A 26,792-nucleotide genomic window follows, 5' to 3' on the forward strand; every position below is an offset into this window, starting at 1 on the left:
TCTTCATAACCTAGATATTCGTCAGTATATTTTCCAAGTTTATCATCTAAATTATCTTTGGTTATAGAACATATTAAATCGTTATCCCAAATTTCATTACCATATTTCTCCTGAATTTCTTCTGAACTTAGTCCTCTCTGATACAAGTGCATTTCCTGTTGTATTGAGATTATTGGCTCTAAATTTTGATAAGTACAATTGTCCTGACTATATTTTTCTTTGTATCCGTAGTAACTCCTTTCCTTAAAAAAATGATCCGTTTCTTTCTTTATAACGTCATGATAAAATGCAGTCATAACATCATCGATATATATTAATTTGTTTATTTTTGTTAATTTTTCTCTTTTATCTTTATAATATTCCCAAAACCAATAACTAAGATTTAAATCTAATCTGGTAGCACGGAAAATGCCTGTAATCAACAATTCATAATGTTCTTCAAGGAGTATATTATATACTTTTTGAAGATCAACAACATCTAATTTAATTTTTTCGAATTTAATATTAAGTGGCATATAACCTAGTATGATTCTCCACAGATTTTCGTCATGAGTTTCAGAAAGTATATCTAAAATAATACTTGTTTCTAAAAATGATTCAAGTATAGAATGTTCAGAAGAATCACCGAAACATATTTCATCATAGGATTTGAACATTATGTTTCGTTCAATATATTCTACTTCTTCATTGCTGTCTAAGCCAAGTTTTGTACCATATTCATCAAATTTACAATTATTCAAGACGTCTTCTATTGAATTGGAAGTGTATAAAAACGGATTTTTTGAAGTTACCACCCCTCTCCTGATAAGGCTAATTAAAGGAGGATTGCTAGGAGAGATTTCTTTGTTGGTAAGTTTTTTATATTTTTTTTTAATATTTTTATTTTGCCCTTCATACCAGTAATACTCTGTAGATAGTCTTGATTTGCGCTCTTCATTAATAAATTTTATTCTGGAATCTAATCTTAATGAAGCACAATCTATTAAAAATTTTTTTGTTCTTTTAATTAGCATAAATTTCCCTCTGAAAATGTGGTATATTTTGATGATTTGTTTACAAAAATTACCATAATTATACCACGTTAATTTTTTTTATAATGTAATTATCCTTGAATTAAGGATAATTACACAGTCTAGAGGTGCACCAATGGACGGAATAGAATACAGGGTACAGCTGTCTCTAAAGGATTTTTGTGTCAAATTTATCGCCGTTTTTTTGAGTGCTTTCGTTCATAAATAACCTGACAAATTATTGTGTTTCTTTTCCGTTCATAGACGGAAAGGAACCTTTATGACTAGTAAAGTCGAACAAAAACGTGAACGTAACCTGGCTAATGCCATTGAATGTGGCGACTGGATTAAAGTTGATAAATTACTTAACCAACCGATAAATAACCTTGAACGTAAAGAACGTCATTACGGAGTAATAAGTCTCAATTTAACTATTTTGAATGAGGGAAGAGAGACAGAAATCTTGAATCTATATTCAGATAATACATATAATCCAATTGAGCATTTACTTATCAAAGAACTTAATGAACTTCTCATTAATGCGCTATCTAAACTATCAAAAGATGATCTTCATATCTTTTTGGAAATGGCACTCAATGGAACTTCTGCGTTACAATTGACAAAAGAAACTTCTTTCAAAAGTCATAAAACAATTAAAAAGCGATATGAGAATATTTTAAAATTTTTAAAGGAGGAATTAGAAAAATATTTTTAAAAATTAGCAGGAATTACCAATTTCCTGCTTTTTTTCTCCGTATAGATAGGAGGTGGTTGCTATGATTGTTTAATAAAATAAATCGAAGAATACAACTGGAGTACGATAAATAAGAAAGAGGTAAATCACATGAAAACAAAAAATCGTAAAAATGGCTATTCAGCTAACACAGCTAAACAATATGTTGATCAAAAACAAGCAATCCATTGTTTGAGTACTGAATTTGAAGCGCAAATTAAGTTTGAAGATGGGCAACCTACAGGTGAAATCATCGGGCACAAGGCATGGTTCTCTCAGAAAGGGTTACCACCTTTTCAGGTGAAGTTTGAATCTGAAGTTGTACTTCCGTCTTATCTAGCAATGGTTGATTTTGACAATCTTGAGGCTTGCGAAGTTGGTTACAATGTCTATTTCCGTGCAAATGGCATCAAAGAGGTCAAATAATGACTACTAAAGAACTTGCTCAATACTTGCTTCAAGCCCTAAATATGGAGCTTGGCAGTATTATGCAGGGAGAAACTAGCTACACAAATAGTTTTGATATTAAAATTTTGCAAGATGGTTTTCTATTTATCCCAAGACTACCATCTGGTTACATCATTGATGATGATCTTTATCAGAAGATTTTTTTAATCGCTAATGCTGCTCTTTATCCACGATATACAGTACTTAAACAGAATTCTGCGTATTTTCTTGCTCTTGAAACCGATGATATTCACGTTCAAAGAGGATTGTTCTTCCCGTGGAAAGAAGGTATTTCTGAAAGGCTTGTAATTTCAGATTTAGAACAGTTTGTTTTGAAGCAAGAAAATAACACAGTACCAATAATGAAAAATCTAACTCTAGATTTTAACAAAGTAACTTCTGTAGCTATCGCAGGAAATAGTGGGTCTGGAAAATCTTATGCTTTGACGTACTTTTTAAGCTTGCTGAAAAATTTTTCGGATTTAATTATTGTGGATCCAAAATTTGATACACCTTCCAGGTGGGCACGTGAAAATGGTATTTCAGTTATCCACCCTAAACGTAATCGTTCAAAGTCTGATTTTGTTTCAGAGATAAATGAAAATCTAAGCTCATGTTTAAATCTCATTCAAGAAAGGCAAGAGATTCTCTATGAAAATTCTGAGGAAGAATTTAAGCATTTAACCATTGTCATAGATGAAGTTCTAGCGTTATCGGAAGGTGTCAATAAAACGATAAAAGATTCTTTCTTTTCACTTTTATCACAGGTTGCTTTACTAGGACGAGCGACTAGAGTACACCTTTTATTAGTTAGTCAGCGTTTTGACCACAATACAATCCCAGTTTCTGTTCGAGAACAACTAAATGTATTGATTCAAATCGGGAATATTAATAAGAAGACAACACAATTTCTATTTCCAGATTTGGATCCAGAGGGTATTGTCATACCAGTTGGAAAGGGTACCGGTTTGATACAAATAATTGATAATGAGCATCCCTATCAAGTGTTACCATTATTATGTCCAACATACTACACTAAGAAAGGTATTTTATGAATGTCAAAAAGAATTTCTTTCAGAGAACGTTTAATTTTACAGTGACGTTACTTTTGTATAGCTTGTTTTTCCTTTGCTTGACAATTGGTCTTAGATTACTACAGGATTTGATTGCGAATGCTCAAAGTACATACTTATCTCATCTGTTTGAGGCGATAAAGCAATGGGCTAGTAAAGGTGAGTACTATACAAAAACTCTAGCAATTTTATTACCATTAATTGCAGTATTTATCATCATAATTGAGTTAATTCTACGATTGCTCTATGACACACCTATAAACTATTTTAAATCTGCATATCAAACGATTCGACTAGCACAGTTTTTACGACAAGACGAGAATTCTCAACTGGCCTTTTCAATTGATAACTCTTCTACTGTGACAAGGTTCAATCCTATTTTAAGGAAATTCAATAGAGCAACATCTAAGTGTGTTGTTGACGTAAGAAAAGATTCTGTGACGATTGTGATTAAGTATCCAAAGACGCAACAGGCTCAGAAATTATTGAGAGATATGGAAACCTATATCAAAGAAGAAATTTCTAGTCGCAATCCAGAATATTATTTTTCTGCACCAAATAGGAGAGGTAATAAGCTCTGGTTTAAATCTACAAAAAGATAATAAATTGGCAGTGCTTGGTTCACGTAGTGAAGACCAGAAGTGCTGCCTGGTCATGAAATCTAATTGGCAGATACACTGGGGCTACTACGACCCCCAGTGTATCAGTAATCAATAATCACATGAATTGCAAACAATTTGAAAATGCTATTTGAAGGGAGGTATTCATGGCTAAAGATAAACGTTCGAATAAGTGGGCATTCCTGATTTATCAAGAAAGTGCACCAGAAAATTATTTAGACATCCTTGAAGAAATGCATATTCCATTTGTCTTGAGTCCTTGGCATGATAAGGATGTTAATAAAGAAAATGGAGAATTTAAAAAAGCGCATAAGCATGGGGTCCTATTTTTCGAATCACTTAAAAGCTATACGCAGGTTTCAGAGTTACTAACTGAAAAACTACATACACCTTCTCATGTAGAGGTGGTCATGTCACCAAAGGGGATGTATGATTATTTCATACACGCAGAGAATCCTGACAAAACACTTTACAATATGGATGAGATTGAATCTGGTTGTGGTTTTGAATTGGAGCAATTTCTAATCACTAACAATAACGATCAATTTCTTTCAACTGTGATTGATATTATCGAAGAACACAACTTTACTGAGTTTAACAATCTTATTAGATATGCACGAGTTGAGAATCCGTCACTTTTGAATCTCATTATTGATAAGACTTACTTTTTCGCAAAATATCTGGATTCACGTAGACACTCAAATCATAAAAAGGAGAGTGAAGAATGACGAATAATGAACTTATAAAATTGAATCAGATCGAACAGATTTTGAATTGTTTGCTTGCTTTGATGCAGAAACAAGAAAATACTCAAAAGAATGCAAGTATACTTACTCAGAAAGAGCTACTCTCGATACTTAAGATTTCACCAAACACATTGAAATCGTGGGAGAAGACAGGACTTAAGCGTCTAGAACCGCCGATTGAGGGAACTCGAACTGTCTACTATAGAATGGAGGATGTGCTGACCTATTTAACTCCTTAATTCTAAAAATGTGCTAAAATAGTAATATCACATGAAATATGTGAGGTTGTTATTTTAGCCTTTTATATATCCGAACGTGAAAGGCTATTATGCAGAAAGAAACTATCATTCACAACAATCGAAAAGTCATTAAAACTACCAAGAGTAATGGAACCATTAGCTATACGCAACGTGGTGTGTATATTGGTGTAGACGTTAAAACTGGAAAAAAAGTTACATCATCTATAACTGCTAAAACTCTAAGAAGTCTTGATAGGAAAATCATTCAAGCTCGGATTGAATTTGAAGCGAAGGGTTCAACTCTAAAAGAGACTTTGTTGATTAATAACTTCGAGGAGTTAGCTGAAGCCTGGTTTATCAGCTTTGTAACTTGGGTCACTTCTCAGAATACTATCAATCGGGTTCGAAGCTATCTTGATACCTATATCATCCCTAAGTTTGGAGAATATAGGCCTGAAGAGATAAAATCTGCAGATATTCAGATTTGGGTTAACAAACTAGCTCAACAATCTAAAAAGTCTGTTGAATCAGGTGTTAAAAAATCCAAAAAGGGACACGCAAAAGATTTCGGTGCAGTTATCTATAAGCTTAGTGATATTTTCGATTATGGAATTACGAATTTCGAACTGTCTCATAATCCAGCTCGGACAGTAAAAATCCCTCCAAAACCAAAGGTGGTAAAGGAGAGAATTATGGTATTGCATGGAGAGGACTTGGCTACTTGGCTGAACTATCTTGATACTCTTCCTGACATACGAGCTAATCGAAGATTTAAAGTTATCTGTGATACACTATTAGCTTCTGCGCTTCGAATCAATGAACTTCTTGCTTTATCAATCCATGATCTCGATTTTGATTCCAATGAAATCATCGTTAACAAGACGTTGATGTGGAAAGCTGGAAATAAGAAACTTGGGATTAAGGGTGAGATTGTTTGTAAGAACAGTGCCAAAACTGATTCTGGTAACAGAAGAGTTGCAGTCCCGAGACAAGTCTTAGATGACTTGAAAGCTTTTCATGCTGAGATGGGTGATTACTTTGTGAGTCATGATTTACCAACTGTAGATCTGATTTTCCCTACAATTTACGGAAACTATATGTGTGACAGAAATGAACGTGCAACGCTTAAAAAGCGTTTGACTGAATTAGGACTACCAAATTATGGTTTTCATCTTTTCCGTCATACACATGCTTCTTTGATGCTGAATGCTGGTGCGAACTGGAAAGAACTCCAGATAAGAATGGGGCATAAGTCGATCAAAACAACAATGGATACTTATGCTGAATTGGCACCGAAAAAGAAAGCAGAAGCAGTTGAAATCTACCTTAAAGAAATTGCAAAATTGACGGCTTAGCAAAATGACTACATTTATGACTACATTTTCTATAGAACAATCTAAAAACGTTGATATAACGTTGATATAACGGCGTTTAAAGGGTGCTAAAATAACATTCACAACCTTTACAGAGGTTAAGTAATAGGTCATTCCGTTTCATGACTTACACCCTATTAGTTAGACAAAAATATCTAGCTGATGGGGTGTTTTATTATAAAACTAACTTTACATAGTCTTTCTCTATATTCTTTCAACTGATAATATTTAAGGAGAAACATTTATGAAAATAAAATTTAAAGAAAGCAATACCATTACTTCCATAAAATACAAATCTTTTTTATTTGTAAAATTGCCACTACTAGCTATTTTGTACGCAGTTGTTATCAACTTCATACTTAGTTTTAAGTTGACAGCTATAAGTGACTTGCTAACGTCTAAAGGCATTATCCCTCTAATCTTAATTATTCTACTGGCTTATCTTACCTTCAAGAACTATGCTTCTTTTAAAGACTTACGTGAAAATTATAAAGCCAAGAATATTGATGGTATTAATATACTAGTAAAACTTATTCGCATACATGATATGGTTAAAGTCAGAGAGCTTGGATTTAACAAGACAATTTATAACTACACATTTTCATGGGAAGATATCATTTTCCCTGCCATTAACAACCATATAAACGGCTCAAAACTTGAACCACTTGTTAAAAAATATTCATTACAAGTACTGTCTATGAACATTCCCGCAAAAATGATTGGGAATGTGATCTATGTTGATCCCAAGGTGCTTGAAGAATGTATTAAAAATGATATTGAAGAAAGAAATAAACTTTTAAATTTTTAAAGATGACTTTTGTTAAAGTTATTAATAACAAAAAATGACAGTAGAAAATCTATTGTCATTTTTATTTTTCTAACTTTTTAGCAGAGTATTCTCACAAGTCTCTAAATCTCATTCAATTTTTCGAGATAGGCGCTTAATTCTGCTTGGGCTTCTGGTGTTGTGCCTACTAGCTGGCTGCGCATGTGTGCGAGTCTGGCTTCGACTTGACCAATCTCTTTATCAATCTCTGCGAGCTGGTCGGCGAGGTCGGCGAGGGGAACTACGGGTTCTTCCTCAAAGGTATCGACATAGCGCGGAATGTTGAGGTTGTAGTCATTTTCGACAATCTCTTCAAAGCTGGCTAGATGGGCAAACTTCTCGACATTCTCGCGTTTTTGATAAGTCTCCAAAATCTTGGCAATATGGTCTTCGGTCATATTGTTTTGATTTTTCCCTTTTTCAAACTCTTTTGAGGCATCGATAAAGAAGACATCCTTGTAGCAATAATTCCCTGACCTTCAAACTTCTACTAAAACAAGCAAAATCCCCTGCAAATCTACATTACAGGGGACTTGTGTATTATTCTTGTACTTCTTTCTGGGCGGCCTTGCCTTGGTCTAGAAGGGCTTGGACAATTTTCTCATCGCGCAGCTTGACAGAATCGTTGATCATTTCTGCGGACTTGACGATGGTTGTTTCTAGTTGGGCACGTTTCTGGCGTCCCAATTCAATAGCTGCGACGATGCCTTGGTTTTGTGCAACCAGACTTTCAGCCAGTTTGGTAACAGATTCGACAGCGACTGTCGGGCTTTGTGCAATTCTCTCCATCTGCGGAATCACTTCCTTGCTGGTTTCAGCTAGCATCTGAAGGGCAGCATTATTGGCATTGACAATGGCATCTGCCACGACACCTGATTTCATTGATTGTTGCAAAATACCCAGTTGGGCAATGGAAAGCTTCATTGTTGGAATCGTATTGCGACGAAGCATGCCCAATTTTTGGCGCATATCAGATGACACCTTCACAAGATTACGCATCTGAGGTGTTGTTGCCCAGGCAACATAGAGACGGCTGACATACTCAGTGTGTTGTTGTTCAAGGGTATTAACCACTTCAGCCATGCGGGCCAATTCTTGTGACTTGGTTTGGTATTCTACCGTACTTGTATCGAGTTGGTCAACTTGGGCCTTTAGTTCGGCAGCGCGCTTGCCAGCTTCTGTCTGGATGGCTTCGATAAAGGAAATCACTCCCACTAGATTTTCAATGGATTTGGTATTGTCCTCAATCAACATCTCAGCAGAGACGATATTTCGAGCTAGCACATCTTCTTGCTTGACCACTGCGGCAGCCATGCCATCAAGCTTTTGCTCCACTGTTTTTGAGTCAAAGTAAAATTCTTGTAAGGTATTCTTGCTCTTGTTAAACAATCGTTGCAAAAAGTTTGGCTTCTCTTCTAACTCAGCAATTTCAGCGTTCTTGTATTTGACCACAAAGCCTTGCAACTCACGGTTGGTATTCTTGAGTAAGTCATCCACTTGGGGAATCTGCAGTTTCTTTTGTTCTGACAAGATACGATTGACCGTATTGTTCACACCTTCTACAGCAGACTGTCCAAAATCTAAGAGAGCATTTTGATTGGTGACAAACTGGTCTACTAACTGGGGCACGTGCGCCTTGATTCCTTCTTGCTGCTCAGGGCTCAACTTTTCAAGGAAGGTCAAGGTCTTGTCTGAGCCAGTATTTGTCTCGATGATTTGGGTTGTTTTATCCACCTTAGCTACCGTATTATTGGCAATCTGGTCAATATCAAAATTAAATTCTGTCATGGTTACTCCTTTGTTTCTAACCTATTCTTTACGATCTTTTTCTAGAATACGCAAACTGATATCAAAATTACGCATATCTGTTTCATTGAGTTCTCTCAAGACTTGGTCTAGCTCAAGGTCAAATTGTTCGATGGCTGCTTTAGCTTGCTCTAATCGTTCTTCTGCCCGATTATAATTTTTAGGATTGGCCTTAATCTTCAAATAGCCTTCTAAAATCGTTTGGAATTTCTCCATCTTCAAACTATGAATGGCCGTCAATTCTTCCTTATCTCCCTCGGCAGAGGTGGCAATCTTGTCTAAAATTGCCTGATGGTCAATAGCAATATTGGCCAAGGTCTGGGACAATTCTGGAGCTAATTCCTCTGGCTCCGCATTTTCAATATCTACCTGACTTTCTCTATCCAAACGTTCTAGCTGAACATCGATGTTTGCCCTTACTGTACGGACCTTTTTGTCAATACGGTTGTAGACATCAGCGTCGATATAGGACTTAAGACGATCCGCCTCCTGATGGATTTCCCTCAGTTCGATTAATACTTGATTGGCTAGACTCTTATAGGAATCTGAACCTTTTTCTACTAAAGTTCTCTCTAATTGCTGAATATCTTTGTCCGCCTGACGAATCCGAGCTTTTAAAAGCTCAATCCGATCATCGAGCGAACGATCCTGCAAAAGAGGATAGCGCCAACTTTTATAGAGGCGATAACCACCATAGCCTAGCAGTACACAAGCCGCAAGCGGAAGAGCATATTGGACCAACAGGCCTAATAAGAACAAGAAGCCCCAAAAATAGAGACAACCTTTCCAAAAACCATTACCTGATTTCATAAACATTCCTTATTTTCAATTTATAAGTCTATTTTAGCACAAAAGAGCAAAATGAGGGCGGAAATCCCCTAGAAAAGAGTTGATTTCTTTGCTGTAGAATGGAACTTGGTAGCGCGTGTGCTAATTTCAGTGAAGCGGACTCAAACCACAAACACACTCTGAGGAATATCAAAACAAAGGCTTGAAATATCGGGAGTTATATGTTAGAATGAACTTACAATGTGAGTAAAGTTACAGCATATGTAACTAAAAAAGCCCCACCGTGCCACCGATGGGGTTTTTTGCTATCCTCTAATTCCGAGAAACTATTTGAAATAATAAAGATTGTTGATAAATCAACATTCCTATTATATTCACAACAAGAGAAATAAATTATTTTTTCTCTTTAGCTACCAAAAGGCTACCAATAAAATTGTAATTATTTTTAATATGATTTTAGTAATACACCTTATTACTGAGTTTCAAATAAATTAACTAATTCTGTCAACAATTTTACATGTATATGACTTATTTTATCCTATCTTTCTATGGTATAATAGATGATAATATAATTAATATGTAATAGGTGAGGTTTATGAGTTATACCAAAAGTCAAGTATCAAATTTTCTAAATGATAAGATTCTCTTTAGATTTTCTATTTCTAACAATTTTATAATTGAATTTAGCAATTCCGAAGAATTTTTTACATTTGAAGAGCTTGAAAGAATTATAAAAAGTAACTATGATTATTGGAATTCAATTTATGATAAAGCTCCAACTAGTTTTAATTCTACTTGGAAAAGCTTAAATGATAAGTTTAATACAGTAAAAAATTATATTTTCGAACTTAAAGAACTAAATATTGACAATATAAATAATCAAATTTATTACACTTTATCGACTGATCGTGAAACAAGAGAACAAGATAAGATAGTTTACACACTATCAGTAAACTCTCCCATTGACAAAGATACACAATTTCGTAAAATCAGAAGATTTGTTTCCTTCTATATTGAACAGTCTAAAAATAATCTTGATGAAGCAATCAGAAATTTTATCTATCTTTCTAAAAAGAACGATGCTATCGGAAATTATTTTTCAAGTTCATCTCAAGAAATGTCTTATCCAGCACTATATCTACTAAGGAAAAACCTTTCAAACATCAAAGACAATATATCTGATTTTGAAACAAGTATAGTTGTTCCTCTAGATAACAAATTAAAAGAGATTTCAGAAGACTCGGATGAACAATTTAGAGAAATTACATCATTCATCGAAGATAAACATAATAAAATTCAGGAACAATATGATAAAAAAGTTTCTGAGCTTGCTGCATTTAAAAAATCTCTCGACAATTGGCAAAACGAAAAGTTTGTAAAGATTAAAGTTTTAGAGGACACCTACGAAAACAAGCTTGCTTTAGAAGCTCCAGAAAATCTTTGGAATAATCGTGCTGAAGAACATGAAAAACAAGCCAGAAATTGGGCAATATTCCTTGTTTTTACTATTGTAGCTTTAATATTTACTTTAGGAAAACTGGTTCTCGTAATACATGATTATTCATTAAACACTATCAAAAATGAGATACCATTTATATCCGAGTCGTTTATTCTTATTTCAGTGATTTCATTTTTTATCTACATTATTAGGATTTTAATAAAAATCGTTTTGTCAAATCAACATTTAGCTACCGAATATAAGCAAAAAGCTGCTTTGACAAGATTCTATCAATCTCTCACTAAAGCCGGAACTGATATTAGTAAAGAAGAACGACTAATTATTATTAACTCATTATTTAGTAAAGTTGAAACAGGGCTAGTAAAAACAGATACATCAAATGATAGTGATACAATTTTAGCTATTTTGTCAAAGAACATAAAATAAAAAGAGTCTTGGACAAAATTCTAACCTTAAATATAAAAAGCGAACAAAACGAGTTATCTGACATTCAGAATTCTATCTTGTTCGCTTTTTTGCCTAATTTATCGATTTTAAAAATTTATAATAAAGAATTCCTAAAATCAAAATCTTTTTGTCCCAGCCTCTTTTTATATCCCTATTGATAATTGAGGGGGCCAAAATATTATATCATACCAGATAACATCGCTTAATTCTTGGAATAGATAGACTTAGATACACAAATAACCTTACTAACAAATCTCTAAGCAAACCCTGAAATCAACGTTTTAAGACAAAGCAAAAAGCCCACTGTTGTAGGCTTTCTGTAAGATATTTCTTAAAATTAAAGCATTTTGTTATCTTGCAGTGATTAGGTACAGAAAAACAGGCCTAAGCCTGCTCTAAATCTAACTTGATTTCTTCAAAAACTATTAAATTCAAATAAGCTGAGAAAACATAAAGGGTAACAAAAAGGGGACTTAAATTGATGAGTTCAGTAAGCAAGTAAATTGCACCTGTCAAAGGTGCTTTTTATTTTACCTCTTGAATAGCATTGATTTCACTCTCAAAGAGAGAAATCTCAGTTGGTTCATCAGGGCTAGGATTGTCAATGAGGATAGTGATTTCATCTTGCTCATCATTGTCCATTTCGTCAATAAAATCTGTGACAAAACCTTTTATGACTTTACCGTCACTAGTTACTACCTGAACTCTTGAGCGTAGGTAGTTCCAAAGTTGTTTACTCATTCTTGGCCCTCTCACATGTTCTAAGCGCTATACTACTGAAATACTAAGGATTTCATCCTCAAAATATTCTCTAGGAGTTCCATCAACATCTACAAGTAATGAGTCCATCTCCTCTGCATTGTCAAAGGCGTCACAATAATCCTCTACAAATCCTCTAACTACCACGCCATTTTCAAGCGTGATAACTACATCTGTACGGTTAAATTCCCAGAGCTTCATTTAAATATCCCTTTCAATATTGGCTAATTGTTTTGCTCGTTCGCAGTAAGGTGTTAGGAAATTGATAAATCCTTGCTTATCACTTGGGTCATGTTCCTCTAAGAACATCATCAGCTCAAAGTCATTGAGAGCGTCAAACATTTCAGGGTTTTCATTGTCCCAAGCCTCAGCAAAATCCTCATCTTCTCCAAAAAGGGAGTTAAACTTAAAGGAGAAATCCCAAAAATTATCAATCTGACCACTAACTGCTTGTTCTAGCATGTCTAATACTTGTTGACTGCATTTCATAACACTAGACCTCTTTTCTTGAGTTCAGCCATGATAGCCTCCTCATCTTCTTTGGAAAATGTGGTAAACCTCAAATGTGATAATTCTTCATCTGTCATCTCAGACGGGATGAGCTTAGGAGAACTCAACCCCATTGAGTCAATCTGAGAAAAAGCCTCTGATAAGTTCATTATTACTCGTTCTTTCTGACATTCATTTCTAAAACTATGCTACCCTTGTTTTCTTTCACGCTAATTATATCATAAACAAAGCGAAATACGGGCGAATATGGGGCTTAGAGTTCCCCATACTCTCCTAATTCCGTGGTAAGGTTAAATCAATTCCCATTTACCATACCTGCCAAGTGTTCTATAGCTGCCTTCTTTGCCTGATATATCGAAGTTTTAGATTTACCTATTTCCTCAGCAACTCCCCAAATATCGAGATCATTCAAGTAAAAAAGTCTTAGGACAGAACGCTCAAGCGGATTGGCCAGCTTATCAATCAGCCTAGATATTTCCATTCTTTCCTCAGTAAGGCGCTCAATCCTCTGGAGCGTATCCTCTTTTAGCTTCAGAACACTTATAAGATTGTTCTCTGTCTTGTTCTCTCTGCTTGTCTGCACCCTGCTATGGCTTAGTGTTGGTTTTTTGATAATACCACCTTCCAGGGCTTCCAATTCCAAATATAAGCCTTTGATCTCCTTGTTTATCCACTTAACGCCCTCTAGCTTAGTTTTTACCTCGTCAGCACTCACTATTAGTACCTCCTTGCTCTATTAGTGTTGTGTCCAAAAATGAGCACTACTCAAACTCCCTACGGTCATGATAAAACAGTGTTCCCTCAAAAACTTCAAAACGCTTTTCAAATTGTTCATCAGTGAGGTATTCTGCCACCTCCTCACCAAAGTTATTCCCTGGTTTAAGGATTGCCCATAGATTACGCTTTCTATCAAAGTATGCTCTTACAAATTCATCAGTTCCCTTTGCCCTGAGTCTTGAGTGTATCTTTTTCAGGTCTGCTATGATTTTCTGCTTATTCATCTTCGATTAGCTCCGCTTTTATTTCCTCTACAACTTCAAGAATATCTCCAGTCTCATGAGCTTTATAAGCCACTTCCAAGATAGTCTTAGCTGATTGCTGCCTTACAAACGGGGATACTGTTTCATCTGTCATAAGATTATGTAAGACCTCTACCGCCTCCATGCTAACAGCTTGTAGCCTTGCCGTGGTTTGCTGCATTGCATTAAGTCTAAGCTCTCTATAGTACCTCTTGAATGTTATATCCCTTTGCCACTTATTTACAGTTGTTCTAGATATACCAACAGTTTCCCTAGCCTCTTCGATTGTATTGGAAGTCATCAAAGCTAGAGCGAACTTTTCTTGCCTGGGTGTGACTTTCTCCCCCATTCTTTACCTCCTGGAATTGTAAACTTTTGTCAGATAATGTAAGCCCACTCTTTACTTGATTAGGCTTATAACTATTATCTTAGCCCTCAGATAGCCCTAGAGCTGTATCAAAATGATTAGAGTATGTTTCTAAAGCTGTATTTAATTCATCACTAGCTAAAACTAACATGAAAGCTAGATCACTTGCTGAACCGTTACTATCAATGATTGGAGTATCATGATAGCTCTTAGCATGTTGCTTGAATACCTTTAACAGCTCAGCTAGTCTATCCTCTTTCAGGATATAGCTAGGTAAAGCAATGTTGTTAGCTGCTCCGATTTCATGTAATTTCTTAATGGCCAATGGGTTTCGCTTGTATTTCTCTAGATAGCTTAGTAGCTCCTGTTCCGATACTTTCATAGTGCTCAGTAAGTTCAACTCAGCAACATTATCAGCCGTTACTGTTTCGTACTCTGATTTAATTTTCTCTAGTTCTGTCTGTTCAAAATTCTCTAGCTTAGCTAGAATATTGGCAAACTCAGTATCTGAGTACTGATCGGCCTCTTTTTTAAAGTTCTCCAGGCGTAGCTCAGCCTCAGACTGATATAAAACCTGATCTCGAACTTTTTCCAAAAGTCCTTTTTTCATTTTTCCATAAGCCTCAATCTTTTGTTGCTTATAAGTGCCTAGGTTGTAAATTTGTGCCTTTATTTGTTGTAGTGTCATAGTGTTCTACCTCTTTCTTTTTTTCTCTGACTAAAACAAAAAGAGACATGATAAAGAGTAGTTAAACTCTTATATCATGCCTCTAGTTTTCTAGTCAGCAGCTAAATTTTTTCTTTTTGCCTTGTTTCCTTTTGAATGGGTTTACCATCCTGCATTATGATAGTAAGACTGCCAAACTCAGGTAACTTAGCTGATTCAATTATACCATTTTTTGAGAATAAAACAAAGCCTCGATCAAGCAAATCTTTAAGCTGTTCTGTCTTTTGTATCATGCTAAACCTCCTCTCCCTCTGTATCCTGTTCATAGTAATTAGCAAAACCTAAACAAATACGTTTCAGGGATTCCCCTATTGCTGTTCTACCTTGATAATCTACTGTGATAGTCCCATCTCCACTAATAGTTGTTTCTGTTACTGGACTTTCTCCAGTGCCCATGAAATAACCATGAATGGCAATACTTGCCACATCAGCTATTTTGTTTGCCTTTGCATGTTCAGTATTTTCAAATTTATAACTGAAACGGTGTTTTTCTTTGTAGTTTGTCATTTTGATTACTCCTTTACTTGAAATATATGAACTTATTGTAATCTCAGTAGTCCTAAAGCGTTGATATAACTGATATTTTCAACTATTCAACGCTTTTTACTACCCTTTTTAGTGTACTTAAACTCATTTTTGAGCTTTTTTAAGTTTCATTCTTGCAATTCATATCCTCACACTCAAAGTTTGGCGATGGCGAGTGTGGGGCTTTTTTATTTTTATATAATTAAAAACAGCTGCACAATTTTTGTACAGCTGTGACCGAGGCAGGAGCTACCTGCCGTACTTTGCGCTAGATGGTATCATCTAGGTAATCCAACTGTATTTTATCATATTAAAGACTACATTGCAATTTCTCACTCTTTTAATCCTGCTCAATTTTGAGCGGCTTTAGCCTTTAAGCTACTGATTGAGTATCGCTTATCTTTGATAGTAAATGACTTGAAAAAGTTACCCTCTAAGCCAGTTCTGACACGGCTGGCCACTCGCTCACTATACAAGCTAGAAATTTCTGAGCTGCTTAGATTTGTAGTAATAATGGTTTTATCTCGATTACTGAGAATATCAAAAATAAACTCTTCTTCCCAGACTGATTTACCTTTACTACTAGCGTTGTCCGATTTTATGCCTAAATCATCAAGTACCAGGTAATCAACCTCTTTCAGCATTCTTGAGTAGTGCCCCTCTTGGCTAGTAGGAGAGTTAAAGCTCTCTCGAACTCGCCTAAGGATTTCTGTTAGATTGACAAATAACACGCTTTTAGGCTCTCCTTTGGCCTTGTAGCCCTCGTTTATAGCCTTAGCAATAGCAACGCTTAAATGACTTTTCCCTATGCCTGTAGAGCCTGTAAATAAAGTATTCCCTGTCATACCGTCGAGGTATTTATCTACCTGCTCCCTAGCAAATGCTAATAGTTGCTTTTCCTCGGCTGTCTCAGCTATGAAATTCTCAAAGCTAGCCTCTTTAAGCTCTCTAGGGATCGTACTGTCTCGCATAAGGACATTGTAGGTTTTCAGATATGTCTCAACATTTAGGGCCTTATCTACTCCCTCCCTATCCTGCCTTTCTATTAGTTCCTTTGTGCATTCAGGACAAAACTCTTGTATACTTCGTTCCTTACTACCCCTCTTAGGTGTTGAAATTTGCCAATAATTGACCTTATGAACCTCACATACCTTTTCACTAATTTTTCTGTTGTTATATTGCTCAAATTTATTTTCCATTGCTCGCCCTCCTAAAATGGGTTTTCTTCTGTTCGTGTTTTCAGCCATTCTTCACGACTAATAGGCTCAGCTTGTTTAGGTGACTGTTTCAGCTTTTGCCTTTGTTCCTCATGCTGCTTAACTTGCTCTACTGTTTTAAGTCCTAGCCCTTGCCAATTTGAAAGAATTGACCTGGTATATCTAATTGACTTACCAGCATTTAGGATAGTTACCTCAAGAGCATAGATAACTAACTCTTTACCATGGATTTCTAACAAGTCTCTCACTTCTTCCGTCATTGTCCCATTGACTGACATTTGACCAAAAGCCGACTTTAATTTTTCAAAGATTGGATTTTCATGCTCGTCCTCGTCATTCTGACTTGACCTAGATTGACTTAGATTATCTTGACTTGACTTATATTGACTTATATTAGGGAACCCATTGGTTTCCGTTTGGTTTCCACTTTGGAACCCATTGGGCTCCACTTCATAAAAACCCTTGCTTTTAAAGGTTTCTAGTAACTCATGATAGACACTTTTTTTATATCTATCTTTCTTGATAGTATTCTGCTCATGAAAATCCACAATAAAATAAACCATTTCATCATTAAGCGGCCTGATAAAATCCTTGACTATCAAAAGTCCTAGGCTATCCTCACTAACCCCTATCATTCTAACAACTGGGAAAGCCTCTACTACTCCATCATCATCTGAGTTTTGAATTAAATGAAAATATAGAGCCTGTGCCTCTAACGGCAGCCTCAAAAATCTCTGAGTTTGGGTTACTGTCTTACTTATCATTCTACGATTTCCCATTTTTCTTCCGTTGCACCTCCTTGTTAATTCCCCTGATGATGTCATAATAAGAATGACCAGGAGGGATGACATAGCCCTCTGTTTCAAATTCCACCCATTGCTCCACACCGTCCACAATTACCTTACGTAGATTTGTGATGGTGGGCGTCCATTGTTCTTTTTTCTTTGTCATTATTCCCCCTAATCTACCGCAAGAAAATTGTATATATCGGTCTTGCGGTAATAAATCTTCTTACTGTTCTCAAAAGGCGACTGATACGGCTTTAAACCGTGTTTTTCCCAATTATTCAACGTTGTGCCACTGATCCCTAACTTGTCTAGTAAATCAGGCCTAGAAATTAAGTCCCAGCCGTCGTTATGCTGTTTTTCAAGCTCAAGCCTTTTCTCTAAGTGATCTCCCACTTTCTCCAGTAGCTCAAGCTCTGCCTCTCTTGATAATAGTTGCATATTGCACTCCTTTTCTAATTGTTCCGCTTGCCTGCTAGTTGAATATAACACCCATAGCAAGGGTTTAATTCCTCTCTTGGTGTTTCTATCGTCTGTTTGCTTTCTCGCTCCATTTGGGCGCTTTTTTTGCGGTCTCGGTGGTTTAGATAAAGTAACAAGCCAATCAATACCATCATGAAGATAACCGCCTGTGTATTGGTTAAATCTAGCTCATTCATGACATACCTCCAATCTACGCTCTACCCCTTGGGCTGGTAAACCGTTGACTGCCCTAGTGATAATGTCATTAACAACAAGAATACCTAAGCCATCACAAGCCTCCTCATAGGTATCTGCAAATCTATTAAAAGTATTCTTGTAAGTAGCAATGATATTAAAAACAATTACAGTTGCTACACGCCTCCCATAGAGTTGAGAAAGTTTAGCCTCTACTCGCTCCTCGCTATTTCTTAGCTTTTGCATTCTTTCCCACTGTTCAGGGGTGTAGTCTGATTTCTTAACCGTAAAAATACTATTTTCTAATATAATTGCACTCATGTTCTTACCTCATTATGTTTTATTTGTATAGTTGCTCCAGGACTTTCTTCCAAAATTGGGAAAAAGTCATAGTACCTTTTTAATGCCTTTCCTGCCACTCTTATTCATACTCTGAGTCGCCAAATTGAATGCATGAATAAGAACCAGTTTAAAGAGTTAGTGCTCTCTCGTCTGGGCACAAATCACTATTTTGTGATATAATTAAATAAATACCTAACTAAATCCCATACTTGCTATTTGTGGTTTTAGTTGTTTGAGTGAAAAGCCTTGCTAGTTTGCCGACTGTCTAGGCTTTTTTTGTTGCTTAGATTTCTATAAGTGAAAGGTAGTAAGAAATCTTATAAATCTTCTACTAGCCAGTTCATAACTGCCTCATAGATACGCTTTGGAGCGTCATAGTCTCCATTTTCAACTTTGGTATAGGTTTGTGGTTTAATCCCTAATTCCTCAGCTATAGCCTTCTTAGTCTGCTGAGCTTTGGCACGTTTAACACGTACCTTTTCAGCTAACTCATTTGTAATTAGCATTCGTTTCCCCTTTCTAACGGCCTTTTTTGCCGTGGTTTGATTGTAATTATACGACATTTAATTACGTATGTCAACTATTTTTGTTATTTTTTGATTTTATTATGGCCTTTTTTGCCGTAATAGGTTATAATTTACTCGAAAGGTAGAATCTTACGTATGAATAGAATTAAAGAATTGAGAGAAAATATAGGATTATCTCAAGAAAAATTAGCTAAAAACCTATCAATAAACTTACGAACATTACAACGCTGGGAAAATGATGAGACAGCTATACGAAAGAAAAATGCGGAGAAAATTGCAAATTATTTCAATGTTTCTGTTCCATATTTATTAGGTTATACAGCAGAAATAGATGACTCCAACGATTGGGGAAAAATAGTATCTATTTCCTCTCAAGATCCTGACTACGAGGCTGTAAAAGCTGGTAAATCAATCTTCCAATCTCTCACCCCTCCCAATAGTGACAAAATCCTTGAAAACAACATATTTGAATACTACGTAAATTTTTATAAAGATGGTAAGACAAAGAACAAACATAATCTATCAGAGGAGGATTTAGAAAAGTTTTTTGGCGAACAACATATTAGTCACTCTTCCTCAAAAAGGCTTAACAACTTTTATCAGGCCTTAGCTTTCTTAGAAGCCGAAGAGGCTGCTGTTCTTTCATGCTTTTCTCTTTTATCAAAAGAGAAAAAAGCTGCTGTATATGAAATACTAGTAGGACTAATTTCTCCTGAAAATAAATAACCCTATAAAACGTTCTCTAAGCGATTTTATAGCTCGTCTATATAAATTAAAACAAACGAAAATAGGGCTATTCTCGTAGCTCTCAGCCCCATATAAAAACAATATTCATAAATACTTAACTAAATCCCATACTTGCTTACTGATGTTAGAAAGGTATGACTATGAATATTACAGAATACAAAAAGAAAAACGGTACTACAGTGTACCGTGCAAGTGTTTATTTAGGTGTTGATAAGCTTACAGGGAAAAAGGCTAGGACTACGGTCACGGCCAACACTAAAAAGGGCGTTAAAATTAAAGCTAGGGAGGCTGTCAATGCTTTTGCAGCTAATGGATATAGCGTAAAGGAAAAGCCAACCATTACAACCTATAGGGAGCTGGTCGCTCTATGGTGGGAGAGCTATAAGAATACAATCAAGCCAAACTCCCAGCAATCCATGGAGGGGATTGTAAGGCTTCATATTTTGCCTGTATTCGGCGATTACAAGCTAGAAAAGCTTACTACTCCTATTATCCAGCAACAAGTCAATAAGTGGGCTGACAAGGCCAATAAGGGCGAAAAAGGGGCGTACGCAAACTATAGCTTTCTAAACAATATAAACCGCCGTATTCTCCAGTATGGCGTGACTATGCAAGTGATCCAGCATAACCCTGCGCGTGATGTCATTATCCCACGTAAACAACAAAATAAAGAGCATAAGGTCAAATTTTTCAGCAACCAGGAACTAAAACAGTTTTTAGACTACCTGGACAACTTGGATCAGTCTAGTTATGAAAATTTCTTTGACTACGTACTTTATAAGACATTGCTGGCTAGTGGTTGCCGTATCGGTGAGGCTTTGGCTCTTGAGTGGTCTGATATTGACCTTAAAAAAGGTATTATCAGCATTTCTAAGACTCTGAATAGATACCAAGAAACAAATACACCTAAGTCTAAAGCTGGTCTAAGAGAAATTGATATTGATAAAGCTACAGTTTCCCTACTCAAGCAATATAAAAAACGTCAACAAGTCCAGTCATGGCAACTAGGACGGTCTGAGGGGATTGTTTTCACTCCATTTACTACAAAATACGCCTATGCTTGCCTACTAAGAAAGAGACTACAAGGCCACTTCAAAAGCGCTGGCGTTCCTGATATTAGTTTCCACGGTTTCCGACACACACACGCTACAATCATGCTATATGCTGGCATAGAAGCCAAAGACTTACAATACAGATTAGGTCACTCTAATATCTCTATGACTTTAAACACTTATGTCCATGCTACCAAAGAGGGAGCAAAAAAAGCCGTCTCAATCTTTGAATCGGCTATTAGTAATTTATAAATAATAAGGGTGTCCCATTTTGGGGCTACCCTCTTACTATACCTAAAATTAGTTAAGGGTAACTAAAAGGGTAGTAAAAACAAAAAAAGCACTAAGGGAAAGCGCCCCAAAGTGCTTAATATCAAGGCCCCAAAGCCTATCTTATTCAATAAAATATTACAACATTTTGTTGTAGAATTCAACGACAAGTGCTTCGTTGATTTCTGGGTTGATTTCGTCGCGTTCTGGCAAGCGAGTCAATGAACCTTCCAATTTTTCAGCGTCGAATGATACGAATGCTGGACGTCCTAGAGTAGCTTCTACTGCTTCAAGGATTGCTGGAACTTTCAATGATTTTTCACGAACTGAGATCACTTGACCTGGAGTTACGCGGTATGATGGGATGTCAACGCGTTTTCCGTCAACAAGGATGTGACCGTGGTTTACGAATTGACGAGCTTGACGACGAGTAGTTGCAAGACCAAGACGATAAACAACGTTATCCAAGCGACGTTCCAAAAGAAGCATGAAGTTGAAACCTAGGATTCCGCCTTTGATTTTTGTAGCTTGTACGAACAAGTTACGGAATTGTTTTTCACCTACACCGTAAGTGAAACGAAGTTTTTGTTTTTCAGCCAATTGCAAACCGTATTCTGACAATTTAGAACGGTTGTTTGGTCCGTGTTGTCCTGGTACGTAGTTACGACGTGCCAATTCTTTACCTGTACCTGTAAGTGAAAGGCCAAGGCGACGAGCTTGTTTCCAAGATGGTCCTGTATAACGTGACATGTGAATGTCCTCCTGATATAAATAATATTTCGGTGGAAATAGTCACTTAGAAAGCCCTGATTCGTGCAGATGCCCTTCGCCTAAACAGCCAAGGTTACTTATCATAAGACACCTGTTGACGAGCTTCATGCTTTCCTGCTGATATTTCACACAAAATCCATTCTACCATGAATTGCTAGATTTGTAAAGGGGTTTTAAGCTTTATTTTCATTGCCAGAGAGATTGAGAACAAGGGTAAAGGTGCTTCCTAGACCGTACTGGCTGCTGACTGTAATTTCTCCACCCAATTGATGGGCCAATTCACGCGCAATCGCAAGTCCTAAGCCATGACCACCTGTTTTCATGTTACGCGAAGTTTCTACACGATAAAGGCGTTTGAAAATATTCTCCAAATCCTCTGGAGCAATGCCCTGCCCCTCATCGGTCACACTGATTGAAAGCTGGTTATTTTCCAGCTTAGCCACAACTTCCAGCTTGGTTCCTGGAGCTGAGTATTTAAAAGCGTTATTGACCAGATTCACCAAGATACGAGAAAGCTTGGCATAATCTCCCTCAATTCGGGCAGACTCAGGAATTACCTGCAAATGAACATCTCGCTCCTCCTGCTCAATCAAGAACTGAAATTCACTCATGCACTCAATCAAGAGCTGGTCCAGAAAAATGCTGTCCTTGCTGGTCGTTTCGACCTGATTTCTAGCTGTGTTTAGAGTCAAAAAATTCAACTCTTCAACCAGTTTATTGAGTCTTTCCGTCTGACGCCCAATGGTTGCTAGATAATGGTCCTGTTCTCCTTCCTTGATAACCCCATCCAAAATTCCTTCTACCGTCGCTTGGATCGAAGTGATGGGAGTCTTGATATCATGCGATAGCTGGGCAATCATCAAGCCCTTTTCTCGTTCGCTTTCTTCCAAAGAATCAAAGGTGGCCTGCAAATCATGGGACATTTCATTGAAAGCTTGGCCTAATTGTTGAAATTCTACAGGGCCTTGAACCTCCAGATTTGCAGGAAAATCCTTGTCCGCTACTCTCTTGGCATGTTCCTTGAGTTTGCCCAATGAAGTAAAGACCGGCGATAGGAGAAAGAGACTAATTCCAGCACCGATAAAACTAGCCACTAGAGTCATACCCACTAGGAAATAAATTTCTCTTTCTTCAATTAACATTCGCTGGATAGCCCAAAAAACCACGATAATCGTTAGGAGTGTTGAAATGACATACCCCACTAAAATATAACTTTTTAATTTCATTAACTACCTCGTGCTTTCTCAATTTTGTAGCCCAAGCCCCAGACGGTTTTGATGGTGGGTGTTTCTGAACTAGCATGTTTAGCCAACTCCTGTCGAAGAGCATGAATATGAACATTCAAGGTATTGGTGTCATCCACATAGTCTTCTTGCCAGACCTTTTCATAGAGGTCTGTCTTAGAGAAAACCCGCTCTGGATTGCTGGCTAAAAGCCATAGAAGTTCGAAGGATTTGACGGTCAAATCAAGCGCCACATCTCCAACTTGGACCTCATGGCTACCATGATTCATCCGTAAATCCCCGAGACTGACAACCTCTGTCTCACCTCCACGATGAAGGCGACGCAAGATATTGTGGACACGCAAAACCAGCTCACGAGGGCTAAAGGGCTTGGCAATGAAGTCATCTGCCCCCAAGCTCAGGCCGTAAATCTTGTCCTGCTCGCTTGTCTTAGCCGTGATAAAGAGAAAAGGCTGATCCGGAGATTGATACTGAACTTCGCTAATCAAATCATAACCATCCATCCGAGGCATCATGATATCTGTAATAATCAAATCAATCGCTTTTCGCTTGAAGATTTCCAAGGCCTCCACTCCATCATGGGCCACCAGTACTTGGTATCCTGCCTGAACCAGATAACGTTGATGAATATCTGTGATTTCTACCTCGTCATCCACGAGTAAAATTGTCTTTCCCATCTGTCTCTCCTTTGAAAAAAACAGTGCTATACCACAATAGTATAACACTATTTTAATCTCTTTACGAACATTCTAAACGATATTTGGATTTTTCATATCCTAGATAGAAAGTCTGTAGCTAGACTAGTCATTTTCCTCTTTTTTAGCTTTCAAGCCGAGTCCACCTAGCAGTCCTGCCAAGGCTAATCCAAAGAATCCAAGAGTAGCCATTGAGGTTTGGGCTTCACCAGTATATGGAAGCATGTCTTTTTGATCTTTCATGTGAGCAGCCATCATTGGACTTGACACCTTGTTAGTAGATGCCATCTTGCCTTCATCAGACATTTTGCTTGAGGTTACCATAGGCTGGCTAGCATTCATGGTTTTGTCCTGCTCTTTGTTAGGCATCATCTTATCCTGACTAGCAGCTGGCATTTTAGATTTCATATCATTGAGGGACTTATACCCATTCAAGTTCACTGTCAATTCTTTAGTCGCTACAAGATTGCTCAAATCAGCCTTGCCGTCTTTCGCACCATATACTTTGATGGTAGCTTTATAGCTTTGAGTACCGTTTTGTTTCAAGAGGTCAAGAAGTTCTTTATCAGATTTTCCTTGAGTGCCAGCCAAATCCACTTCATAGAAGTAAAGGCCTTTGCCCAATTTCTCTACTGGTGGAAGAGCAGGATTTTTAGCTGAACCGTTGTCTGACCATGGAGCCTTGTCAGAAGCTTTCAAGATAAGACGAGTCAACATGCCGTCACCAGCGAAGAATTCGTATGGAATAACTTGGTTGACGCCGGCTGTGAATGGGCCTGGGAAATTGGCTTTGTCCAAGTAAGTAGCTGGGACATCTACTGTGTCTTTGGTATTGTCAGCCACACCTTTTTGGACTTCAGCTGGAGTGGTTAAGCCATTCAAATTGACATCCAAATCTTTAGTCGCTACGAGATTTGTCAAATCAGCCTTGCCGTCTTTCGCACCGTACACTTTGATAGTAGCTTTATAACTTTGAGTGCCGTTTTGTTTCAAGAGGTCAAGCAAATCTTTGTCTGATTTACCTTGAGTTCCTGCCAAATCTACTTCGTAGAAGTAAAGGCCTTTGCCCAATTTTTCTACTGGTGGAAGAGCTGGATTTTTAGCTGAGCCGTTGTCTGACCATGGGGCCTTGTCGGATGCTTTCAAGATAAGGCGAGTCAACATACCGTCACCAGCGAAGAACTCGTATGGAATAACTTGGTTGACACCGGCTGTGAATGGGCCTGGGAAGTTAGCCTTGTCCAAGTAAGTAGCTGGAACATCTACTGTGTCTTTGGTGTTGTCGGCTACACCTTTTTGCACTTCAGCTGGGGTGGTTGCTGGTTGAGCTTCATTTGCTTCACGGTCTTGTCCAGAAACTGTAGGCGCAGGATTTGTCGCAGGTTTAAGCGCATCTCCTGTTTCTTTCTTAGATTCTGGTTTTGCTTGCACTTCTTCTTTTGGCGCTACCACTTGGTCTTTATCAGCTACATTCACTTTTTCTGGAGAGCTTGTAGTATCCAAGCTTGCTTTAGGTGTTGAGTCAGCCTGTTCTGAAGGAAGAGCTGTATCGACTGCTTCTTTGAGAAGTTCTACTGGTAAGTCGCTCTTTTCACTCACCGAAGTAGCATCTGGCACAACTTGAGCAGGGGTCGGATTGACCACATCGGCACGTACAGAACTTGGTTGACCAACTAGGACAAAAAAGCCACTGGCCACAACAACTGAGGCAACACCGACACTAAGACGGCGAATAGACCAACGAGTATATCTTTGATTTGGATTGAATTTCATAGGATTCTCCTTAGAGTTTTTCTTTATTTGATGACTCTAGTATAATCTCCTAAAATTAAAAAGGATTAAGAAAAAGTTAAAATTTTTCTTAAATCCCTCTTATAAAATACTTATATTAATTAAATCCATAAACGGATTTGGTGATTTGATAGACGACATCGGAAAGTTTGCGGGCTGGCAAGACTGAATGTTTGGTCAAACGACTCAACATGGTCTTACGGATAGCCTGAAAGACCTCTGGATTTTCCTGCTGAATATAGGTCCACAGCTCACGTTTTTTTGCCAGATGTTCCGCTGTTCCAGCTCGGTTGAGGAGGGCACTGGAAATCACCGTCGTAATCTCAATATGATTCAACAGATATTCTCGCATTTTGGGATGACTCACTTTGGACAAGTCAAGCTGGTCTACCAAGAGTCGATTGACTTTGAGTTGCTGGTCAATGCGCTTAATCATCACTTGCTCATTGACAGACTGGTCCTCACGCCCAATCAAATAACGATAGAAATCGACAGGCAGATAGTACATGGTCTTGACCTGCTGAAGGGGGGTAAAGACAAAGAGATTATCAACATAAAAGGTATGCTCAGGCAATTGGAACTGGCTCGCTCGCAACAAATCTGTCCGGTAAATCAGCGAGTGCATCATGATATACTGGCCTTTTGAGAAATTTCCGACCTGATCCCAGCCAAAAATCTGTTGGACAGGCAAGACTGACTCGTAACTCATACTCTTCTTACGAGACTGACCTTCCTTTTCATAGACAAAATTGGTCACAAAGGCATCAACTTCCTGCCCCTCACTCTCTAGTTCCTGCAAGGTTTCAAGAATTTTCAAGTAGGCACGAGGATCCACCCAGTCATCACTATCAACTACTTTAAAATAACGACCAGAAGCCTCTGCCAAGCCGCGATTGACGGCACCGCCATGGCCTTTATTTTCCTGATAGATGGCTCTAACGATGTTAGGATACTTGCTGGCTAAACGCTCAGCGATTTCCTGAGTCTGGTCCTGAGACCCATCATTGATAATCAAAATCTCAACTTGCTCACCACCAATCACTAGCGACTCCACACAGTAATGAAGATAGGCAGCAGCATTATAGCTGGGGATGGCGATAGACAATAACTTCATAATCTACTCCTTTAGGGGACTGATTTCTTCTTTCTCTCTTGTCACTTCTTTCTATTCTACCATAAAGTCCAGCTTTTGAAGGACTTTTACTAGGATACAAGAGTT

At 37.4% G+C, this 26,792-nt stretch carries 35 protein-coding genes and 1 pseudogene; 11 read left to right on the plus strand and 25 right to left on the minus strand.

What is annotated here, in order from left to right; all coding sequences use genetic code 11:
- Positions 1 to 1,013, minus strand: a 1,013-nt coding sequence (locus PAN06_RS04355) for a hypothetical protein (protein WP_269795683.1), incomplete at its 3' end; no start/stop codon positions are given.
- A 277-nt stretch (positions 1,014 to 1,290) separates the two neighbouring features.
- Between PAN06_RS04355 and PAN06_RS04360 the strand changes: the two genes are divergently transcribed.
- The 8 genes from PAN06_RS04360 (at position 1,291) to PAN06_RS04395 (ending at position 7,049) form a co-directional block, all read left to right on the plus strand.
- Entirely contained in the window at positions 1,291 to 1,725 is a 435-nt protein-coding gene (locus PAN06_RS04360) for a sigma-70 family RNA polymerase sigma factor (protein ID WP_269795684.1), read from the plus strand.
- Between the two features lie 129 nt (positions 1,726 to 1,854).
- Entirely contained in the window at positions 1,855 to 2,169 is a 315-nt protein-coding gene (locus PAN06_RS04365) for a hypothetical protein (protein ID WP_269795685.1), read from the plus strand.
- Positions 2,169 to 3,245, plus strand: coding sequence for an ATP-binding cassette domain-containing protein (locus PAN06_RS04370; RefSeq protein ID WP_269795686.1), 1,077 nt, complete (start codon positions 2,169 to 2,171; stop codon positions 3,243 to 3,245). The genes PAN06_RS04365 and PAN06_RS04370 overlap by 1 nt, the downstream gene beginning before the upstream one ends.
- Positions 3,242 to 3,865: a hypothetical protein gene (locus PAN06_RS04375; protein ID WP_269795687.1), complete on the plus strand. Its 624-nt coding sequence runs from the start codon at positions 3,242 to 3,244 to the stop codon at positions 3,863 to 3,865. The genes PAN06_RS04370 and PAN06_RS04375 overlap by 4 nt, the downstream gene beginning before the upstream one ends.
- Before the next feature lie 164 nt (positions 3,866 to 4,029).
- A complete protein-coding gene (locus PAN06_RS04380; RefSeq protein ID WP_269795688.1) occupies positions 4,030 to 4,611 on the plus strand; it encodes a replication protein in 582 nt (193 codons plus the stop codon).
- Positions 4,608 to 4,868 (plus strand): MerR family transcriptional regulator, encoded by a 261-nt coding sequence (locus tag PAN06_RS04385; protein WP_269795689.1) that lies wholly within the window; start codon positions 4,608 to 4,610, stop codon positions 4,866 to 4,868. The genes PAN06_RS04380 and PAN06_RS04385 overlap by 4 nt, the downstream gene beginning before the upstream one ends.
- Before the next feature lie 89 nt (positions 4,869 to 4,957).
- Entirely contained in the window at positions 4,958 to 6,223 is a 1,266-nt protein-coding gene (locus PAN06_RS04390; RefSeq protein ID WP_269795690.1) for a site-specific integrase, read from the plus strand.
- 262 nt (positions 6,224 to 6,485) lie between these two features.
- Positions 6,486 to 7,049 (plus strand): hypothetical protein, encoded by a 564-nt coding sequence (locus PAN06_RS04395; protein WP_004269922.1) that lies wholly within the window; start codon positions 6,486 to 6,488, stop codon positions 7,047 to 7,049.
- Between the two features lie 101 nt (positions 7,050 to 7,150).
- Here PAN06_RS04395 and PAN06_RS04400 read toward each other — a convergent pair.
- The 3 genes and pseudogenes from PAN06_RS04400 to PAN06_RS04410 form a co-directional block, all read right to left on the minus strand.
- Positions 7,151 to 7,525 (minus strand): annotated as a pseudogene (locus PAN06_RS04400) (N-6 DNA methylase); the annotation flags it as partial.
- Positions 7,526 to 7,607: 82 nt separating this feature from the next.
- Positions 7,608 to 8,855 carry a toxic anion resistance protein gene (locus tag PAN06_RS04405; protein WP_004269924.1) on the minus strand — a complete coding sequence of 416 codons (1,248 nt, stop codon included), beginning with the start codon at positions 8,853 to 8,855 and terminating at the stop codon, positions 7,608 to 7,610.
- Between the two features lie 21 nt (positions 8,856 to 8,876).
- Positions 8,877 to 9,683 carry a hypothetical protein gene (locus PAN06_RS04410; protein ID WP_004269925.1) on the minus strand — a complete coding sequence of 269 codons (807 nt, stop codon included), beginning with the start codon at positions 9,681 to 9,683 and terminating at the stop codon, positions 8,877 to 8,879.
- 574 nt (positions 9,684 to 10,257) lie between these two features.
- Here PAN06_RS04410 and PAN06_RS04415 point away from each other — a divergent pair.
- On the plus strand, positions 10,258 to 11,547 hold the full coding sequence (locus tag PAN06_RS04415) for a DUF6161 domain-containing protein (protein WP_269795691.1): 1,290 nt from the start codon (positions 10,258 to 10,260) through the stop codon (positions 11,545 to 11,547).
- 546 nt (positions 11,548 to 12,093) lie between these two features.
- Here PAN06_RS04415 and PAN06_RS04420 read toward each other — a convergent pair.
- From PAN06_RS04420 to PAN06_RS04495, 16 genes are all read right to left on the minus strand, one after another.
- Entirely contained in the window at positions 12,094 to 12,309 is a 216-nt protein-coding gene (locus tag PAN06_RS04420; RefSeq protein WP_269795692.1) for a hypothetical protein, read from the minus strand.
- A gap of 27 nt (positions 12,310 to 12,336) precedes the next feature.
- On the minus strand, positions 12,337 to 12,528 hold the full coding sequence (locus tag PAN06_RS04425) for a hypothetical protein (RefSeq protein WP_269795693.1): 192 nt from the start codon (positions 12,526 to 12,528) through the stop codon (positions 12,337 to 12,339).
- Positions 12,529 to 12,816, minus strand: a complete 288-nt coding sequence (locus tag PAN06_RS04430) for a hypothetical protein (RefSeq protein WP_269795694.1) — start codon at positions 12,814 to 12,816, stop codon at positions 12,529 to 12,531.
- A gap of 316 nt (positions 12,817 to 13,132) precedes the next feature.
- Positions 13,133 to 13,552: a DUF1492 domain-containing protein gene (locus PAN06_RS04435; protein ID WP_269795695.1), complete on the minus strand. Its 420-nt coding sequence runs from the start codon at positions 13,550 to 13,552 to the stop codon at positions 13,133 to 13,135.
- A gap of 46 nt (positions 13,553 to 13,598) precedes the next feature.
- Positions 13,599 to 13,838 carry a hypothetical protein gene (locus tag PAN06_RS04440; protein WP_004263707.1) on the minus strand — a complete coding sequence of 80 codons (240 nt, stop codon included), beginning with the start codon at positions 13,836 to 13,838 and terminating at the stop codon, positions 13,599 to 13,601.
- Positions 13,831 to 14,205, minus strand: a complete 375-nt coding sequence (locus tag PAN06_RS04445; protein WP_004263709.1) for a YfeC-like transcriptional regulator — start codon at positions 14,203 to 14,205, stop codon at positions 13,831 to 13,833. Before PAN06_RS04445 ends, PAN06_RS04440 begins: the two co-directional genes overlap by 8 nt.
- 79 nt (positions 14,206 to 14,284) lie before the next feature.
- Complete coding sequence (locus tag PAN06_RS04450; RefSeq protein ID WP_269795696.1) at positions 14,285 to 14,911, minus strand: hypothetical protein; 627 nt, start codon at positions 14,909 to 14,911, stop codon at positions 14,285 to 14,287.
- Between the two features lie 101 nt (positions 14,912 to 15,012).
- Positions 15,013 to 15,183, minus strand: coding sequence for a DUF2292 domain-containing protein (locus tag PAN06_RS04455; protein ID WP_269795697.1), 171 nt, complete (start codon positions 15,181 to 15,183; stop codon positions 15,013 to 15,015).
- Between the two features lies 1 nt (position 15,184).
- Positions 15,185 to 15,457 (minus strand): hypothetical protein, encoded by a 273-nt coding sequence (locus tag PAN06_RS04460; protein WP_269795698.1) that lies wholly within the window; start codon positions 15,455 to 15,457, stop codon positions 15,185 to 15,187.
- Between the two features lie 368 nt (positions 15,458 to 15,825).
- On the minus strand, positions 15,826 to 16,674 hold the full coding sequence (locus tag PAN06_RS04465) for a DnaA/Hda family protein (RefSeq protein WP_269795699.1): 849 nt from the start codon (positions 16,672 to 16,674) through the stop codon (positions 15,826 to 15,828).
- Positions 16,675 to 16,685: 11 nt separating this feature from the next.
- Complete coding sequence (locus tag PAN06_RS04470; protein WP_346732046.1) at positions 16,686 to 17,456, minus strand: DnaD domain protein; 771 nt, start codon at positions 17,454 to 17,456, stop codon at positions 16,686 to 16,688.
- Position 17,457: 1 nt separating this feature from the next.
- The gene (locus PAN06_RS04475) at positions 17,458 to 17,643 is read right to left on the minus strand and encodes a hypothetical protein (RefSeq protein ID WP_129326106.1); all 186 of its coding nucleotides are present in this window, start codon (positions 17,641 to 17,643) and stop codon (positions 17,458 to 17,460) included.
- Between the two features lie 8 nt (positions 17,644 to 17,651).
- Positions 17,652 to 17,918: a hypothetical protein gene (locus PAN06_RS04480; protein ID WP_061452955.1), complete on the minus strand. Its 267-nt coding sequence runs from the start codon at positions 17,916 to 17,918 to the stop codon at positions 17,652 to 17,654.
- A 14-nt stretch (positions 17,919 to 17,932) separates the two neighbouring features.
- Complete coding sequence (locus PAN06_RS04485) at positions 17,933 to 18,136, minus strand: hypothetical protein (RefSeq protein ID WP_269795701.1); 204 nt, start codon at positions 18,134 to 18,136, stop codon at positions 17,933 to 17,935.
- Entirely contained in the window at positions 18,129 to 18,455 is a 327-nt protein-coding gene (locus PAN06_RS04490) for a hypothetical protein (RefSeq protein WP_269795702.1), read from the minus strand. The genes PAN06_RS04485 and PAN06_RS04490 overlap by 8 nt, the downstream gene beginning before the upstream one ends.
- Before the next feature lie 338 nt (positions 18,456 to 18,793).
- Positions 18,794 to 18,982, minus strand: a complete 189-nt coding sequence (locus PAN06_RS04495; protein ID WP_269795703.1) for a helix-turn-helix transcriptional regulator — start codon at positions 18,980 to 18,982, stop codon at positions 18,794 to 18,796.
- Positions 18,983 to 19,138: 156 nt separating this feature from the next.
- On the opposite strand from PAN06_RS04495, the gene PAN06_RS04500 reads away from it, so the two are divergent.
- Complete coding sequence (locus tag PAN06_RS04500) at positions 19,139 to 19,729, plus strand: helix-turn-helix transcriptional regulator (protein ID WP_269795704.1); 591 nt, start codon at positions 19,139 to 19,141, stop codon at positions 19,727 to 19,729.
- Positions 19,730 to 19,890: 161 nt separating this feature from the next.
- Positions 19,891 to 21,054 (plus strand): site-specific integrase, encoded by a 1,164-nt coding sequence (locus tag PAN06_RS04505; protein ID WP_269795705.1) that lies wholly within the window; start codon positions 19,891 to 19,893, stop codon positions 21,052 to 21,054.
- A 156-nt stretch (positions 21,055 to 21,210) separates the two neighbouring features.
- Here the strand turns inward: PAN06_RS04505 and rpsD are convergent, their stop codons facing one another.
- The 5 genes from rpsD to PAN06_RS04530 form a co-directional block, all read right to left on the minus strand.
- Positions 21,211 to 21,822: a 30S ribosomal protein S4 gene (gene rpsD, locus PAN06_RS04510; protein ID WP_000092756.1), complete on the minus strand. Its 612-nt coding sequence runs from the start codon at positions 21,820 to 21,822 to the stop codon at positions 21,211 to 21,213.
- Positions 21,823 to 22,016: 194 nt separating this feature from the next.
- Positions 22,017 to 23,069, minus strand: a complete 1,053-nt coding sequence (locus PAN06_RS04515; protein WP_269795706.1) for a HAMP domain-containing sensor histidine kinase — start codon at positions 23,067 to 23,069, stop codon at positions 22,017 to 22,019.
- Positions 23,069 to 23,764 (minus strand): response regulator transcription factor, encoded by a 696-nt coding sequence (locus tag PAN06_RS04520; RefSeq protein WP_269795707.1) that lies wholly within the window; start codon positions 23,762 to 23,764, stop codon positions 23,069 to 23,071. The genes PAN06_RS04515 and PAN06_RS04520 overlap by 1 nt, the downstream gene beginning before the upstream one ends.
- Positions 23,765 to 23,887: 123 nt before the next feature.
- Positions 23,888 to 25,555: a fibronectin-binding SSURE repeat-containing protein gene (locus PAN06_RS04525; RefSeq protein WP_269795708.1), complete on the minus strand. Its 1,668-nt coding sequence runs from the start codon at positions 25,553 to 25,555 to the stop codon at positions 23,888 to 23,890.
- A 115-nt stretch (positions 25,556 to 25,670) separates the two neighbouring features.
- On the minus strand, positions 25,671 to 26,687 hold the full coding sequence (locus PAN06_RS04530) for a glycosyltransferase family 2 protein (RefSeq protein WP_269795709.1): 1,017 nt from the start codon (positions 26,685 to 26,687) through the stop codon (positions 25,671 to 25,673).
- Between the last annotated feature and the right edge of the window lie 105 nt (positions 26,688 to 26,792).

It is taken from the genome of Streptococcus sp. SM3 (assembly GCF_027497875.1).